The sequence below is a fragment of the Nitrosospira sp. NpAV genome (assembly GCF_000832065.1).
In the GTDB taxonomy this organism is placed as follows: domain Bacteria; phylum Pseudomonadota; class Gammaproteobacteria; order Burkholderiales; family Nitrosomonadaceae; genus Nitrosospira.
In genome coordinates, this window is the sequence record NZ_JXQM01000007.1 from 81,075 (window position 1) to 97,269 (window position 16,195).

16 protein-coding genes and 1 pseudogene are annotated in these 16,195 nt (G+C 50.1%); 9 read left to right on the forward strand and 8 right to left on the reverse strand.

Annotated features, from left to right (window positions below; translation table 11 throughout):
* Window positions 1-12: 12 nt before the first annotated feature.
* Genes hemW through rph form a run of 3 tightly spaced genes read right to left on the reverse strand, consistent with a single transcriptional unit; the run spans window position 13 to window position 2,609 of the window.
* Window positions 13-1,239 carry a radical SAM family heme chaperone HemW gene (gene hemW, locus SQ11_RS05315; protein WP_041513120.1) on the reverse strand — a complete coding sequence of 409 codons (1,227 nt, stop codon included), beginning with the start codon at window positions 1,237-1,239 and terminating at the stop codon, window positions 13-15.
* A 42-nt stretch (window positions 1,240-1,281) separates the two neighbouring features.
* On the reverse strand, window positions 1,282-1,875 hold the full coding sequence (gene rdgB / locus SQ11_RS05320; protein WP_041513121.1) for an RdgB/HAM1 family non-canonical purine NTP pyrophosphatase: 594 nt from the start codon (window positions 1,873-1,875) through the stop codon (window positions 1,282-1,284).
* Window positions 1,876-1,889: 14 nt separating this feature from the next.
* Entirely contained in the window at window positions 1,890-2,609 is a 720-nt protein-coding gene (gene rph, locus SQ11_RS05325) for a ribonuclease PH (protein WP_041513122.1), read from the reverse strand.
* A 314-nt stretch (window positions 2,610-2,923) separates the two neighbouring features.
* Between rph and SQ11_RS05330 the strand changes: the two genes are divergently transcribed.
* The 3 genes from SQ11_RS05330 (at window position 2,924) to SQ11_RS17185 (ending at window position 4,953) form a co-directional block, all read left to right on the forward strand.
* Entirely contained in the window at window positions 2,924-3,790 is an 867-nt protein-coding gene (locus tag SQ11_RS05330; RefSeq protein WP_041513123.1) for a YicC/YloC family endoribonuclease, read from the forward strand.
* Window positions 3,791-3,907: 117 nt separating this feature from the next.
* The gene (locus SQ11_RS16320) at window positions 3,908-4,327 is read left to right on the forward strand and encodes a hypothetical protein (protein WP_052494003.1); all 420 of its coding nucleotides are present in this window, start codon (window positions 3,908-3,910) and stop codon (window positions 4,325-4,327) included.
* 368 nt (window positions 4,328-4,695) lie between these two features.
* Window positions 4,696-4,953, forward strand: a complete 258-nt coding sequence (locus SQ11_RS17185) for a hypothetical protein (RefSeq protein ID WP_198140802.1) — start codon at window positions 4,696-4,698, stop codon at window positions 4,951-4,953.
* A gap of 543 nt (window positions 4,954-5,496) precedes the next feature.
* Here the strand turns inward: SQ11_RS17185 and SQ11_RS05340 are convergent.
* From SQ11_RS05340 to SQ11_RS05350, 3 genes are all read right to left on the reverse strand, one after another.
* On the reverse strand, window positions 5,497-6,738 hold the full coding sequence (locus SQ11_RS05340) for a UDP-N-acetylmuramoyl-tripeptide--D-alanyl-D-alanine ligase (protein ID WP_041513124.1): 1,242 nt from the start codon (window positions 6,736-6,738) through the stop codon (window positions 5,497-5,499).
* A gap of 200 nt (window positions 6,739-6,938) precedes the next feature.
* Window positions 6,939-8,045 carry a hypothetical protein gene (locus SQ11_RS05345; RefSeq protein ID WP_041513125.1) on the reverse strand — a complete coding sequence of 369 codons (1,107 nt, stop codon included), beginning with the start codon at window positions 8,043-8,045 and terminating at the stop codon, window positions 6,939-6,941.
* Entirely contained in the window at window positions 8,023-9,015 is a 993-nt protein-coding gene (locus tag SQ11_RS05350; RefSeq protein ID WP_041513126.1) for a polysaccharide pyruvyl transferase family protein, read from the reverse strand. The genes SQ11_RS05345 and SQ11_RS05350 overlap by 23 nt, the downstream gene beginning before the upstream one ends.
* Before the next feature lie 442 nt (window positions 9,016-9,457).
* Between SQ11_RS05350 and SQ11_RS05355 the strand changes: the two genes are divergently transcribed.
* Window positions 9,458-10,570, forward strand: coding sequence for a glycosyltransferase family 2 protein (locus SQ11_RS05355; protein WP_041513127.1), 1,113 nt, complete (start codon window positions 9,458-9,460; stop codon window positions 10,568-10,570).
* 188 nt (window positions 10,571-10,758) lie between these two features.
* Window positions 10,759-11,097 (forward strand): annotated as a pseudogene (locus tag SQ11_RS17830) (IS21 family transposase); the annotation flags it as partial.
* A gap of 172 nt (window positions 11,098-11,269) precedes the next feature.
* On the opposite strand, the gene SQ11_RS17195 reads toward SQ11_RS17830, so the two are convergent.
* On the reverse strand, window positions 11,270-11,434 hold the full coding sequence (locus SQ11_RS17195) for a hypothetical protein (RefSeq protein WP_156972415.1): 165 nt from the start codon (window positions 11,432-11,434) through the stop codon (window positions 11,270-11,272).
* 251 nt (window positions 11,435-11,685) lie between these two features.
* Between SQ11_RS17195 and trxC the strand changes: the two genes are divergently transcribed.
* The 4 genes from trxC (at window position 11,686) to SQ11_RS05380 (ending at window position 15,381) form a co-directional block, all read left to right on the forward strand.
* Window positions 11,686-12,117, forward strand: a complete 432-nt coding sequence (gene trxC / locus SQ11_RS05365; RefSeq protein ID WP_041513129.1) for a thioredoxin TrxC — start codon at window positions 11,686-11,688, stop codon at window positions 12,115-12,117.
* Window positions 12,118-12,161: 44 nt separating this feature from the next.
* Window positions 12,162-12,788, forward strand: a complete 627-nt coding sequence (gmk, locus tag SQ11_RS05370) for a guanylate kinase (protein ID WP_041513130.1) — start codon at window positions 12,162-12,164, stop codon at window positions 12,786-12,788.
* A 90-nt stretch (window positions 12,789-12,878) separates the two neighbouring features.
* Complete coding sequence (gene rpoZ, locus SQ11_RS05375) at window positions 12,879-13,085, forward strand: DNA-directed RNA polymerase subunit omega (protein WP_041513131.1); 207 nt, start codon at window positions 12,879-12,881, stop codon at window positions 13,083-13,085.
* A gap of 151 nt (window positions 13,086-13,236) precedes the next feature.
* Complete coding sequence (locus SQ11_RS05380) at window positions 13,237-15,381, forward strand: bifunctional (p)ppGpp synthetase/guanosine-3',5'-bis(diphosphate) 3'-pyrophosphohydrolase (protein WP_041513132.1); 2,145 nt, start codon at window positions 13,237-13,239, stop codon at window positions 15,379-15,381.
* Between the two features lie 261 nt (window positions 15,382-15,642).
* Here the strand turns inward: SQ11_RS05380 and SQ11_RS05385 are convergent, their stop codons facing one another.
* The gene (locus SQ11_RS05385) at window positions 15,643-16,137 is read right to left on the reverse strand and encodes a DUF1801 domain-containing protein (RefSeq protein WP_041513133.1); all 495 of its coding nucleotides are present in this window, start codon (window positions 16,135-16,137) and stop codon (window positions 15,643-15,645) included.
* Between the last annotated feature and the right edge of the window lie 58 nt (window positions 16,138-16,195).

The window sequence follows — 16,195 nt, forward strand, 5'->3', positions numbered from 1 at the left end:
GCAAGTAGCTCCTTAGGCTCCTGACTCCGGCAGGAAGATCTGCAATAAATCGTTCAGAAAGCGCCTGCCGGCAAGAGTGGGCACGATTCGCTGACAATCGCGCGTTATCAGCTGTCGCCGCTCTGCCTCGTCAAGTTGTGGCTGGATACTGTCAATGGCCAGGCCGGTGCGCTCCTCAAACATTTTCGTCGCAAAACCCCCGGTCAGGCGCAGTGCGTTCATCATGAATTCGAAGCCCCGGTCATTCTGCCCTACTTCATGCTGTTCCATGACGGGTGAGTCAAAAGCCATCATGTCCGGCGAAGTTTTGGCAAGATAATCTCTGGGTTGTTTATAGCGCATCTGGCGCATCATTCTATCGGCAAAGCTTATTTTGCTGTGCGCACCCGCACCAATACCCAGATAGTCGCCGAACAGCCAATAATTCATATTGTGGCGCGATTCGCACCCGGGCTGGGCGAATGCCGAAGTTTCATAATTCAGGTAACCGCTCTGAGCAAGCGTTTGCTCGATCATTACCTGCATTTCCGCCGCCAAATCGTTATCCGGCAGCGGCGGTGGATAGCGATGAAACAACGTATTGGGCTCCAGCGTAAGATGATAAGCGGAAATATGCGGGACGCCGTAAGCGGCCGCAGTCTTGATATCGTTTCGGGCCTCCTCCATGGTCTGATGCGGGAGTGCGTACATCAGATCAAGATTCACATTGTCAAAATTCTCCTGGGCAATTTCGACCGCGCGATGCGCCTGGCTGCCGTCGTGGATTCGTCCCAGCGATTGAAGATGCCTGGGGTTGAAGCTTTGAATGCCGATGGACAGGCGATTGATTCCCGCAGCGCGGAAATCGGCAAACTTTTGCACCTCGAACGTTCCGGGATTCGCTTCCAGCGTCACTTCCGCAAAATGTTCCAGCGGCAGCAAGGTCCTCACCGCGGTAAGAATCGCATCGATGGATCGGGCGCTAAACAGGCTGGGTGTGCCGCCGCCAAAGAATACGCTCGTTATGCTACGCCCCCAGATCTGCGGTAATGCTGTTTCCAGATCGCGGATCAGCGCGGTTACATACTCAGTCTCCGGCACATTACCATTTTCGCCACGAACCTCATGGGAATTGAAGTCGCAATAGGGGCACTTTTTCATGCACCACGGAATATGGATATAGAGACTCAGTGGGGGCAGCGATTTCAGTCTCAGAGAGGGGGTGTCCGGCATAGATGCGGGAGGAATGATTGCTGTCATATCGATTCAGACAACAAGTTGAAGGGGTGGATCAGCTGCGATTCAAAATGTTTCTTCCCTGATGCGCTCAACCAGTCGCGTCAGCGCTTTGCCGCGATGGCTGATTCGATTTTTTTGCTCCATCGGAAGTTGCGCTCCGGTTTTACCCAAATCCGGGAGAAAGAAATAGGGATCGTAACCGAACCCTTCTTCACCGCGAGGTTCCAGTGTGATCTCGCCATGCCAGGCGCCGTCGGCAATGATGGGTTGCGGATCATCGGCGTGGCGTACCAGCACCATGACGCAGTAATAGTGTGCCCCGCGATCCGCTTGATTTCTTAACACATCCACCAGCTTCTGATTATTCCGCTCATCCGATTTGGGTTCTCCCGCATAGCGCGCGGAATAAACGCCCGGCCCACCGTTCAAGGCATTCACGCAAATGCCGGAATCATCCGCCAGCGCCGGCAATCCGGACGACTTACTGGCATGGCGCGCCTTGGCGAGCGCATTTTCAACGAAGGTGCAATGAGGCTCTTCGATTTCCGTAATATTGAAAGCGGACTGCGGCAATACCTCAATTCCCAGGGGTTCGAGCAAGTGGCGGATTTCCCGAAGTTTGCCGGCATTGCCGCTGGCAATCACGAGTTTTTGCATTTTCGGGACTCCGCTCATTTTGTTGCCAGCGCCGCTTTCTGAATCTCGATCAGATCCTGTATTCCGTGCTGTGCCAAGTCCAGCATGGTGTTCAGGTCTTGCCGGCTGAACGAGATCCCTTCAGCGGTGCCCTGCACCTCCACCAGGCCGAAATCGCCGGTCATCACGACATTCATGTCGGTATCGCAGCAGGAGTCTTCCAGATAATCCAGATCAAGCACGGGTACACCCTCATAGATACCGACCGAGATGGCGGCGACATGCGTCAGTATCGGCGTGGTTTGTATCAATTGCCGCTGCAGCAGCTTTTCGACAGCGTCATGCAACGCTACAAACGCCCCGGTAATGCTGGCGGTACGGGTGCCGCCATCGGCCTGGATGACATCGCAGTCGATCTGGATAGTTCGCTCGCCAAGCTTGGTCAGGTCCACGACCGAACGCAGTGCGCGCCCGATCAGGCGCTGGATTTCCATGGTGCGGCCGGATTGCTTGCCCTTGGTTGCTTCGCGCTGCATCCGCTCATTCGTGGAGCGCGGCAGCATGCCATATTCCGCAGTGAGCCAGCCCTGACCTTTACCCCTGAGAAAGGGGGGGACTTTTTCGTCCAGGCTGGCGGTGCACAATACCTTGGTGTCACCGCACGCGATCAGCACCGCACCTTCGGCGTGCCGGGTGTAATGCCGGGTGATTTCAACAGAGCGGAGTTGAGCTGGGGTGCGATTGCTGGGACGCATGGTTATGGTAAATCCTTAGAAGATAATGGCATCGGCGGAGCTTGCGCCGATGGCGCATGGTGCAATCCTAAATCGGTAATAGATCAGTATTATGATTAATAATAATATTCTGTATTACCTGCGCTCACTTTTCAGGCGAGGCTGCTATGGGGTAAATGGCGCAATTCTTGCGGCACACATGGTTGCGTTCCGGATTAACGCCGACAAGCCGCTAGGCGCGAGTGCGTTGTGGCATAATCCGCGATAATGGCGTGTGGTAATGCGCCACATTGGTTATTTTAACTTATTAAGGACTTGCCGGTGGTTAAGTTAGCATGATCTACAGTATGACCGGCTATGCGGCAGTTGCAAAGGAGGTGCCGCATGGCTCACTGAATCTGGAGCTGCGCTCCGTCAACAATCGTTATCTTGACATTCAGTTCCGCCTGCCTGATGAACTCCGTTTGCTTGAGGCCAGGATGCGTGAGTTTTTGACGGCCAGATTGAACCGGGGAAAAATCGAATGCCGTTTGAGTTTTTCTCGGCTCGCGAGTGCCGAAGATCCGCAGCAAATCAATACCGACTTGCTACAAAAACTGCTTGAATTGGACCGCATCGTCAGAGGGGTCCTGCCGGGTGCGCGAGGCCTCGAAGTGGCCGACATCCTTCGCTGGCCGGGAATACTGGGGGCCGATTCCCCACCTGCGGAAAGCTTAGGCGAGTCATGCATGGAATTGCTAAGCATTGCCCTGGATGAGTTTGCCGCGGCACGCGCCCGCGAAGGTGAGAAACTTCAAACCATCCTGCTTGAGCGTCTCGGCAAGATGCGTCGTCTGGTGGCGGAAGTATCGCCGCGTATCCCTGCGTTGCTTGTGGCATTCCGGGAGAAGATCAGATCCCGGCTGAGCGAGGCGATGATAAATCAGGACGATGATCGCATCCGTCAGGAATTATTGCTATTTACCAGCAAAATCGATGTAGACGAAGAATTATCCCGCCTGCAGGCTCACCTAGATGAAGTTGAACGGGTCTTGTCCAGCGGGAGCGCGATCGGCAAACGCCTGGATTTTTTGATGCAGGAACTCAATCGCGAAGCCAACACGATAGGCTCAAAATCGGTGGATGTGGAAGTGTCGAAGATTTCCCTGGAGCTCAAAGTACTGATCGAGCAGATGCGGGAACAGGTACAGAATATTGAATGACCTTTCATAAAGAATCAGGCTATCTCAGTATTTTATAAAAGCCGCTAACCATGCGGCTTTTTCATTTCATCCCATTGCAATACGTCTCAAGAAAGCGCAATTTTATCGGGTACACCTATGGGTATCGTCAACTCAGGCTGCGGGTTTTCAGGATTATTGCCTTTTACAAACCTTTATTTTTTTAGCGGTTATCAAGAACTTCGTCAAAGCCCCATTCATTTTGTAGATGACAAATCAATTCTTTCGCTTTTCAAACTCACCTTTGTTGCCTCCCATAATCAAAAATATTCAGCAAATGGCGGGTGTGAAATAGTAGGCTATGCGCATCCTGGCGTGCCGTGCAAAGCTGACAGCCTGATAGTCGAGTTGGCTGCTCAAATCCTTGCCACGCTTCGTACCGAGGAATGGGGTAACAGTGCGACATTGCTTATCCGTTCTGAGTCTGTATTGGGTAAACTGGGTATGAGCCCTGCCGGCCGGTCTAAGGTTTCCATATTTAAGAAGCAGGGACCAAATCCTTATGCTGAGTTTGGGTAGTCAATAATCGTCGGCAATAAGCTCAGGATTGTTTAGAATTCTTTATTGCTGGTCTATATAAATCCAACTTGTTGCGCAAAAGTGAAGCCCATTTTGAAAAGCCGAGCCAAGAAACTATGCTATCTGTGTGGCTCTAATGCTACTACCAGGGATCATGTGCCTCCCGTTGGACTTTTCCCTGCACCTCGACGTAAAAATCTCATTACAGTACCAGCCTGCAAGCCATGCAACGAGAAGAACTCTCTTCACGATGAGATTTCCGACTTGTAGTTGCCATGGGTAGCGAGAGCAGCTCAGCGTCACTTTCATTGTTGCATCAGCGCATCTTGCCGCGCATGCATAGAAGGCCTGCACTGGTAGCTGATCTGATGAAACGCCTGTGCTGGACAGAGATTAAAAGTAAAGAGAGAATACATCTCGGACGTGCACATGCCTTTTCTCCTGATACTAATCGTATTCAAATAGTTATCGAAAAAATTATTAGAGGATTGTATTATCATCACACCCAGCGAATATTACCTCTTCATTATTTTATAGAAGAGTATTCGCGAAATCTGGATCTTCCAGAAGAGTTTTTAAGAATGATGGCCAGTCTTTCTCGGCATGATATTGGAGATGAGGGTTAGTATTTAGCTATATCTCATAGACGACCAAGCTACTGGAAATAGTTTTTGGTTCTTAATGTTTTATGAGCGTACTTTATTTTTAAGTCGCACTGCCCCTCATGACGGGTACCTTTGAGTGTACATACAGGTAAGATTGAATAAGATAGACTTTTTATCCATGCGAATATAATGGGGCTACTTCTTATTCAGGTACATTTCAAAGAATCAGGTAGTCTCATAATTTCCGTAACTTCCTAAAAAGCTGTTGCCCACTCAGCTTTTATCATTTCACCCCATTGCAATTCATCTCAGGAAGCTCACAACTCTTGTGTACCCAGTCGTGTACACAAGGGACTTCATCTCCAAAATTTTGAGGTACATATACACCGAATGCGGCAATGCCAGAATGAGGCTTTTGCCCTAAAAGAATAATGGGCAAACGAACAAGTAGAGCACGCTCTTTGAGAATAGGCGTGGAAGCTACTATTTAGCTAAAGAACTAGAGGATTTTCTGATGAATTTCAGCTGCAAACCCCAATGGAGAAGCGGGAAGTTTCTATAAATTTAGTAGCAATTGTCGCATCTAAAACATTCTTTCTTTATGCGGCAACTGGTACTCCAGCAAGCAACTTTTTTTTCGTAATCCATGGCGACTCGCTCCAGATGGTCGGTATATGCGGATCCTTTTAAAAGTATTACTTCCCCCGGGATCATGGTTTCACGGATGAAATCCCGCAACTCAACGATGTTTGATATGAACTTGGCTCGCCCTGACAACACATCTTCCTCGTCCGGCCTTGCGTGAGAAGCCTTTTCCCCGAAGAAAATTACCCTGTCAGCCAACTTTCGGGCAAGCTCATAGGCTAGTTTATAGTGGGTGTGAATACCCTTCTTGGATTTATCCGACACGGTCCCAAGCACTATTGTTCTTCGTGGCGCCTGTGGAAAGTTACTTATCGTTTGTAAAGCCAGATGCAGGGTCCCAAATGGCGCTTTCGCCGTGTCGCAGATAAAAATGGGAGCATTCGGACTGGAATGCAAAGAGCAGCGTCCTAGTGTCTGAGTAAATGTTTTACTGCGCTCGGCCAATGAAGATAGCGAAATGCCAAGTTGATGTGCGCAAGAAATGGCGCCCAACAATGGAGTCATAAAATGTAGCCCCAGTAATCCGACATCAAATTGGACAGATTCTTTCTTGTGACGACACGTGAATCGCAAATGTCCATCAGCTGAAATGCTTAGGTCTGTGGCACAATAATCCGCCTCTTCTGATTTACCATATGTAAATACTTTTGCTGCGGTTCTTGCACGCATATCAAGGACTCGGGGATCATCTGCATTCAAAAATACCACTCCACTCGGAAGAATATTTGATGCAAGACAACCTTTTTCTTGTGCAATATCGCCGATGCCATCAAAGTTTGTAATGTGTTCTTCTGCAATCACCGTTATTATTCCAAATTCCGGCTGCACGAATTTACAAGCCGCATCTATCGCACCTCGCCTGTCTCCGCTGATTTCGAAGACCGCATATTTGATGTTTCTAGTAAGCTTTCGAATACCTCCCTGGATTGAGGGAAGAGCATTATCGAAAGCAGATAGAGCGCATCTGTCATTTTCACTCAGCAGGTGATGAATAAAACGTGCAGTAGTAGTCTTGCCGCCACTACCGGTTATCCCTATGAATTTCGTGGAGCCCATTCTGGAGCGCTTGCGGAGAAGGAATTTTTCCATTTCTTCGCTGGATGGGCGCCTCCTTGACTTCAGGAATGTCTTAAGCTTTAGCCACTGGTAATCCAGAGCCATGCCAATTTATCCTTGAGATTGGAAGTAAATTTGTTATCATCTTCTATATGCATGATGCATGCCGGGCAGCAATCTTCCTGACTCCATAGGCGAGCGTTCTGCGCCATGCACTCGCGATTTGAAAACATGCCTTTCCGGTCGCAATAGTGGCGGCGTCCCTGATGAACCGAAACATGCCAGAGTTTTCAAGCACATGTGCCTCAAGGCCGGGCACTTTCAATGCTTTCCTCCGACCGTTTAATTAGCTTCCCCAGCGCCTTATCGATGGGTGGATCGAGATGTCCTATCAGTTCCCTTCTGAAATTAAGTGGCAGGTTATTTGTTAGTGGCGGCAAGGCCTCGATGGCTTGAATCAGAGGTATATCTTCGGGCAGGGTGCGGATCTGCAAATCCGGCGCATGCCAGCGCAAGGTCATGCGCAATAATACGCACTTATGGCAATAGCCACAGTTTCCGCGCGATGACGGATTTTCCCAGCATACGCGTAAGTGGTCCTTCATCAATGATCTTGCAACTGGGTGATTGATCAATCGCTTCAATTTTTCCGATCGGGAAACTTCATGGCCTATGCTTTTCACCGAAAGACGACTTGAGGACCAATAAGAATCGAGATCGGGATGCGAGCCCCAGGGACCTAGGTGATCCTGATCATAGCTGGAAGAAATAAGCAGGGTACCAATATGCTTCTGCAGCAGATGCCCCAAAAATGCGACTGCGGCGCCATGAGAAGCCTCCCAGGATATTCTCCGAAAGAGACGATGCCCTTTGAGATCCGTCTCGATCATCGTCCAATTTTTTTCCGTTGCCTCAGCTACTGCAGCTAGCGAATTGCACATTGGGATGAGAATATCTCTTCGTTCCAATGGGATATCAAATCCGGAACCCAGAATTAGAAGGTCGGGGCCCGGATCAGCAAAAAAACAGGAGTAAAACGAATCCACTCCCAGGCTGAATGCTAGTCCCACCCCTTGGCTCGGCTTGCCAGGAGCACCCGGTGTAAAGTCGGGGTGGATCAACCCCCAATCCCACCACTCATCTACCAGATCAAGTATGCGTTTTGTATTTTCCAGCCACTTCGGATCACATGACTTTCCGGCAAGACGTCTTCCCATCGCCAGGGCAGGCAGTAGAAATGCAGTGCCCAAAGCCTCGGGAGAGAGAACAAGCTCTGAGTGTTCACTTCGAACGTGCAGGAATTTACCATCGATCCTCGTGCATAAATCATTGCCGTGCTCAACAAGCGACGGGATATGTACGGGAATATCGAGAAAACGAGCTATCCGATCACGTATTTTGGGTTTCGCCATATTTATCAGTGGGCGATTTTTCGTCTGGTAGGACGCTTTGGCCTAATTGGACAATATCGCTTGATCCAGTCCAGGCAGCGGCATAGGTATGGTTCTTGCCATAGGAGTTATTCCAGATGGTATTCGGAATTCCCATCAGGCAAGCCAGAAGGTGGGCGTGCAGCCTATCAGTGGTGATTATGTCAAACCGGCTGAATAGATGAACAGCGTCATCGATGAATTTACCTACGTACTCGACCCATAAATCCAGTCCATGGCTGACTCGTGCAAGACTGAAGTGCATCAAGTGCAATGCACGCAATAAACGACATGCCCTTTGAATCCGGCGCTTCTCACTGCGCTGGAATAACTCTTCCCAGTCAGCACGCAGGTCAAAATCCGTTGCGATGGCATTCGCACGCTCCTTATCGACTCTCATGAGCGCGAGATGGCGGCTTTCAGGATGCCGGGAACGCTGTATAGGCCATAACTGATGCGCCATATCAGGTAGGAGATATACGTGCCGGGACATAGGTAGCGCAAGTTCATACGATGACCGGTCTCTGACGCAAATATGCAGGTCCGGATGCTGCGAAAAGGTTTTACAACACTCCTCGTATGCGTCCTTGGAGCGAAAATGGATGGTCTGGGGAAGAATGATTATTCTGTTCCTTGGCAGCGCCTGAATCACGCTGTGACGAGCCTGTTGGTGTCCGTCATAGAGATCGCCAAAATTTCCTCCACCTTGAAACACAATCACATCATTAGGAAGCGCCCACCTTGTGCGATAGCTGAAATAAGCTGCCTTAACACCAATTCTTATTTGATAGCGCTCGAAGAAGCGTAGCGTGCCGGACATGATCAACAGATCCCCTATGTTTCTGTGCATGGGAATATCAAGATAGTGCACGCGATCTGCTCCAATCAGAGCAGCGAGGACATCATGCTCATCCGCAAGCGATTGCATTACTTCGGCATGATTGTTTTTCATTGCTAGTGCGGATTCCCTATATCTCATATGCAGCTCCCATCAAAGCCAGAAGATAGCTCTCAGCTCCTACCGCATCACGAAGTGTAAAAGCATCTCTCCCACGCTTTGTTTCTGTCAGACGAACGAGCAACACGATGAACCAAGATAGGTTGCTCATACTGTAGCTCATCCTTGGAATATACAGCCTATACCTTGGCAAGACAGGTTGAATTTTCCTTGATGGGGAAAACAATGACTACCTGCAAGATTTTACAGCTATTGGGAAATGCATTTGCATGATGTAATATAGCATATCTCTCTTAACCCATGGATTTATTAAGATATTTGGCGAATATTCCGCTACCGGATCAGTCCGGATGAGCGCTCTCATTCGCTACCGGATTTCGCGTTCTTCTTTTAAGATTTTTCTGAGACTCTTGCTCATAGGAATGCAAACATAGACATGCAAAATACGGACTCTTTACTAGCTCGTCTGGAAAAATTCGTAAGGAAGAAATTAGTTTTACGTGGAAAGCTCTTATGGGCTCGAATCAAATTCGAAATTCTGGGTCAGGCTGCAGGTCGATCAGAACTGAAGACAACGCTCATCTCAATGATAAGAAATGAGAAGGACATCCTCGAGGCCTTTTGCGCGCATACCTCGTGCCTGTTTGATCGCGTTATTCTCATTGACCATCTCTCGTCCGATGGCACCAGGGAATATATAAAGCTTTTGTCAGAGAAAAGCTCCAATATCGAGTATTACTGCTTCGACGATCCTGGCTACTATCAGTCCGAACTGATGACCTGGACAGCACACCAGCTTGTGGACAATAAAATGCCCGGATGGATATTCTTTCTCGACGCAGATGAGTTCTTGCCCTTTAAATCGAAGGAGGAGTTCGACGGCACGCTGTCAGAGCTCAGTCGATTTCCAGCAATCTCCATGCCGTGGCTCAATCTGATTCCTTTGGACATGGAAAGTGGCAGGGTAATCGATGGGGTTTTTCTGAAACCTCCCAAACCTTCCCGTTTTAGAAAGATCGCTTTCCAACCCAACCGCATTCCTTTGAATGATTACTTTGTTGCGCAGGGAAATCATGACATATTCGTGGGAAGCAAGTCCTTGTGTATAAGAGTTCCGGCCAAAAACAGTTTCCCGATTTACCATTTGCCAATACGGACAAAACAGCAATTTCGAGAAAAAATTAGATGTGGAGTCGAAGCATATCAACATATGGGTAGTCGTCGGCAGCGAACAAACGGTTTTCATTGGGATGAGATTCACTGCATTATGGAAACCACCAGCCTTACGGACGAAATGATGATGGGAATTGCAGCCCAATACAGCGACACCTTGCAGCCACCTTACGAGAAAAGCATTGATGATTTACTAAAACATGGCTACTGCGAAATGAAGATGGAGATATGCGGTTCCAAAGCCATGATCCCCTTCCCTGGCCAAAGCATTGCTAAAAATGACCATCCTTCTATAGGGACAAATATTGGTCGATCAACAAGTGACCCAAAAATAGACTTTGACCGATCAATGGATTCCATGAGAATAACTGCGTAACAATGTGCACTAGGACAAAATTTCGGATTTTGGCCTAAGGTAGCCATCGGGAAATCTCGTGGGGCTTAACCGGAAAGATACCCATTCTTGTATGGCAATCTAAAGGTACCTTTCGGATTGCAGATACTGCGCAGTAATGAGCAGTCGACGAATTTCAAGTAGACAATCCAGAAGTAGAGTTTTTCCCTTTGGGGGGTGTTCCCAGGCGCGGCATCTACGACAACATGAAGACCGCCGTGGACAAGGTCTACAGAAGTAACGGTCATGTTGTCAATACACGCCTCTTTGCCATGGCGGCACACTATCTGTTCGATCCCGACTTCTGCAATGTTGCCTCGGGCTGGGAGAAGGGGTATTGTTGAGAAGAACGTGTAGGAAGCGCGCCGGCATATCTGGATGGATGTCATGCAGCAGCGTTTCAGCACGTTCGAGGAATTGAATGCCTGGCCTGCCCGTTGCCGCGCCTTGTGGTCGAGAGTGTGCGGCATCCGGAGCATGGCGGCATTACCGTTGCTGACGTGCTCGAACAGGTACAGATCCTTCATAAAGAATCAGGTCATTATTTTATATAGCCGCTAACCATGCGGCTTTTTTATCTCGCATTGCTGCAATTTACTTAAAGGGTGGCGCGTTTAGTCTAAGGGGACTGTAAAAGCCGCTGACCAGGCGGCTTTTACGTCACGTGCCATTTTACTTAGATCAGTATTGTTTCTCTGGAACCACGATGACTTTCTCGCTGGTACCGGATGGACCTTGCTGTCCTTGGGGTCCCTGTGGTCCAGGAGTGCCTCTGGAGCCAATTGCTATGCATCCACTCAGCCCGGTCAACATTACCAATACCGCAAACAGTTTTAAGTTTTTCATTAGACTTTCCTTTTTTAGTGGTTAATATCATAAGGAAAAATAACCTAATGTTGGGCTTGTAACAGTTTGCTACCGCACATTCAGCCGCTTTTATTCCATGTTTTGTATGGATGATGGAGAATCGTGGGGGTGCCTTGCTACCTGATAAGCGGTTTGGAATGATCTCTCAGGCATGCTTATGCCAAGCATAGTGCTCGCGGGATTCAAAGATAAGGTAGAATCTTTCCCTGCCCATCAGATTGAGAATTCTCATGAGCAATTCCCTGCACATTGTGTGTCCCCACTGTCAGGCGGTTAACCGCGTACCCGCTGGACGGCTCGAGCAGCAACCCAATTGCGGACAATGCCATCAGCCGTTGTTCACCGGTAGTCCGGTGGAGTTAACCGCCACTACGTTTGGCAGACATCTCGCCCGCAACGACATTCCGGTGCTGGTCGATTTCTGGGCGCCCTGGTGCGGGCCTTGCAAAATGATGGCGCCAGCCTTCGAACAAGCGGCGGTCATGCTGGAGCCGCATGTCCGGCTGGCGAAGGCCAATACCGAGGCCGAGCCAGCGTTGGGTGCGCAATATCATATCCGCAGCATTCCGACACTCGCTCTTTTTAGGGACGGTCGCGAGGTTGCGCGACAGTCTGGTACCATAGCAGCGCAAGATATTGTGCGCTGGGTTCAGTCCCGCTAGAAACCAGCGGCAGATTGCTACACTTTGGAAGAAACCATTACAAAATGACGTGGGGTAATTTATTCATTATCAGCGCCCCCTCAGGCGCCGGAAAAACAAGCCTGGTTAAGGCATTGCTAAAAACCGGCATCGACTTGCGCTTGTCGGTTTCATACACCACGCGGCCAGCGCGTCCCGAAGAGGTGGATGGGCGTGATTATCATTTTATAAGCCAGGAAGCTTTCGAGCGGAGATTAAACCAGCATGAGTTTTTGGAAAGCGCTGAGGTTTACGGAAATTTCTATGGCACTTCACAAAAATGGATAAATGAAACCATCCTGGCGGGACACGATATTTTGCTGGAAATCGACAGCCAGGGTGCGCAACAGGTGCGGCGCGCTTTTCCCAGAGCGGTGGGAATTTTTGTTCTGCCACCATCGCCGGAGGCGCTGGAAACGCGCTTAATGCAGAGGGGCCAGGATAGCCTGGAAGCAATTACGCGGCGTCTCGCAGCTGCCCGTGAAGAGATGGCTCATATGAGCGAATATGATTATGTTATCATCAATGAGAAGCTGGACCGGGCATTGCAGGATTTGACCTGTATCGTACACGCCGAGCGCTTGAGGGCATGCAGGCAGCTTGATCGCCATCGTGACCTGATAACACAATTCGAAAGAATGCCCGTTCTATAAATAAAGATTTTTTGAGCTTTTTATCCGTTCTGCGCGATGAGAAGTCAAAACAATGTTCATTTGTACCCTACATATTTTTGGAGCAAGACTATGGCACGCATTACCGTAGATGATTGTTTGAAAAAAATTCCCAACCGTTTCGATATGACCCTCGTTGCGACCATTCGCGCGCGGCAGCTTTCCATCGGCGGAACCCCCATGGTGGAAGCCGCACGGGATAAGCCCACTGTAATTGCATTGCGCGAACTGGCCCAGGGAATGGTCGGAATAGAAATTCTTACCAGTGTCCCGCTTTGATTTTGCCGGAAGCGCATCTATACTAGAAGCGGGTTCAACTCAATCCTCCAACTCAGGATATTTGCAACTGAATTTATAGACCGTCATGAGAGTGCTGCCATCCTGAGATGCCCGTACCTCTGGGCCTATCACAGTGAAGGAAGGAATTACCATGCGAGCACGAGGTTTGCCGGATCCCTCTGCTACCTTACCCGAGGCGGATTTCCTGTTTACTGAATTGTCCGGCTACCTCAAGCCGGAAGATATTTCTGAGCTTCAGAACGCCTACCTTTTCAGCCAGAGCGCCCATTCCGGGCAATTCCGAAAATCCGGTGAACCTTACATTTCCCATCCGCTGGCGGTAGCCGGCATCCTCGGAAGACTACGTCTCGATCCCCAGACATTGACTGCCGCGTTGTTGCACGACGTGATGGAGGATACCCACGTTTCCAAGGCGGAGATCAACGATAGATTTGGCAAAGCGGTGGCCGACCTGGTGGATGGGGTCTCCAAGCTCGACAAGATCGAATTCCAGACTCATGCAGATGCCCAGGCGGAAAACTTCCGTAAAATGCTCCTGGCAATGGCGCGCGACGTGCGCGTCATACTTATCAAGCTGGCGGACCGGTTGCACAACATGCGAACGCTCGAGGCGATGCGGCCCGAGAAGCGGCGCCGCATTGCTCGCGAAACCATGGAAATCTACGCACCTATCGCCAATCGGCTGGGGCTTAATAGCATTTACCAGGAGCTACAGGAACTCAGTTTCCGATACCTTTTTCCCACACGTTACAGAGTACTGACCAACGCCACCAAGGCAGCGCGTGGAAATCGGCGTGAAGTGGTGACCAAAATTCTGGATTCCATCAAGCAGCGTCTACAGGCGGCGGGACTGGATGCGGAGGTGACTGGACGTGAAAAACAGCTTTACAGTATCTACAAGAAAATGGCGGAGAAGCATCTCACGTTTTCCGAGGTACTCGACATTTACGGTTTTCGCGTTATCGTCAAGGACGTACCGTCTTGTTACATCGCGCTGGGGGCATTGCATAGCCTGTACAATCCTATTCCTGGCAAATTCAAGGACTATATCGCGATTCCCAAGGCAAACGGCTACCAGTCCTTGCATAACACGCTATGGGGACCTTATGGCACACCCATTGAAGTGCAAATTCGCACCGCCGACATGCATCGGATAGCGGAGGCGGGCGTCGCTTCACACTGGCTCTACAAGAGCACCGATGCCGATCTTAATGATCTGCATATGAAAACTCATCAGTGGTTGCAGAGCCTGCTGGAGACGCTGAGTGATTCCACCGATTCTCTGGAATTTCTGGAACATCTCAAGGTCGACCTGTTTCCTGGCGAAGTTTATGTATTTACGCCCCAAGGCAAGATATTGGCCCTGCCGAAGGATGCGACGGCGGTCGATTTTGCCTATGCGGTGCACACCGATATTGGTGACTGCTGCGTGGCCGCGAAAATAAACGGTGAGAATGCGCCACTGCGCACCCCTCTGAGGAGTGGCGATCGTGTGGAAATTGTCACGGCATCTCATGCAAAGCCCAATCCCGCCTGGCTCAATTACGTGGTTACCGGCAAGGCACGCTCGCATATCCGCCGCTTTCTCAAGACCATGCAATACGAAGAGTCGGCAAAACTGGGGGAACGTTTGCTGCATCAGGCTTTAATGTCGCTCAAGATTGATCCGCAGACGATAAATGAGGCACAGTGGGAAAAACTGGCACGCGAGAGCGGTGCCAAATCCAAAAAGGATTTATTGGCGGACATGGGACTCGGCATGCACCTGCCGGCAGTCATCGCAAGGCGTCTGGCATCACCGGGAGAATCCGCTTCCGGGGCAAATGGAGGTAATGGTGTCATCACGATACTTGGCACCGAAGGTATGGCGGTGCAGTTTGCCAAATGCTGCCGCCCGATTCCGGGGGACTCCATTGTCGGCTTCATCAAAAAAGATCAGGGATTGGTGATTCATATCCATGATTGCCCCGCAATTTCCAAAAATCGCGGTAATTCGGAACATTGGCTGGACGTGGCATGGGGTAAAGGAATTGCCAGGCATTTCGAGGTCAGTATCAAAACAATGGTAGCCAATCAGCGTGGTGTGCTGGCAAGAGTGGCGGCGGCAATCGCCGAGGCCGGTTCGAACATTGACAACGTTGCCATGGAGGGGGATGGTGCCTATACAACCATGAACTTCATGCTACAGATACGCAACCGCTATCACCTCGCGCAAGTCATGCGCAGTCTGAGGCGTATTCCGGAAGTGGCGAAAATTACCCGTATGAAAGGCTGAGTCAACCGTATTTGCTCCAAATCCCACAGGTTTTCCCGTCCTCAGCCAACGCAAAACCGATGGCATACCACAGCTTCATCAGCGCAGGAGCTGCGACAGCGGGATTGAGTCCGGCGGTCATGATCGGGTTCCTTCCGTTGGTTCCGACATCATGACGACGCTGAATCCGCCAATGACATGTGCGCCAACTTTTTTTGCACGTCGCCAATCCTGTCCGGTCGTCCGCTCGCTCCTACAGCGCAAGCATTGCGTTCTGAACGCTCACATCTTCTCTCCAGGGAGTTCGCTGGCTTGCTTTACCCAGTTGGCGAATTGCACCTCATCGAATCGGTCTTCGTAGATGTCGAGATAACGCACGTTCTTGTGCTTAGACTCACCATGAGGAAGAGGACGCAGGGACACGCCGTTGAGGAAGGTGACCTTGATGTACTTCGTGAAGCAATGAAAACTGAGAAACCAGCCGTCACCCTCGACGCCGTAGAAGGGCGAGTTCCATTTGACTGCCTTGCTCACGCTGGAAACGGTGCGTTCGATGACGCCGTCCAGGCGACGCCCGATGTCGCTTTTCCAGCCCGGCATGGTCGCGATGTAGGCCTGCACTGGAGCATCGCCGTACCCCTTGGCGATCTGAGGATTGCCACCCGAGAGGAGGATGCCTTTGCCGGACTGCGCATTGGGTACCGTCTTGCGTGATTTGGCGGTCTTCTCGTTTTTCCGTGCAATCTTCGTTAGCTTATCCGGCGTCTCTTCGGCCATTCACATGTTCCAGCTCAATGAGAACTTCTTTCGGGAGAATCCCTGGAGATTAAAAATT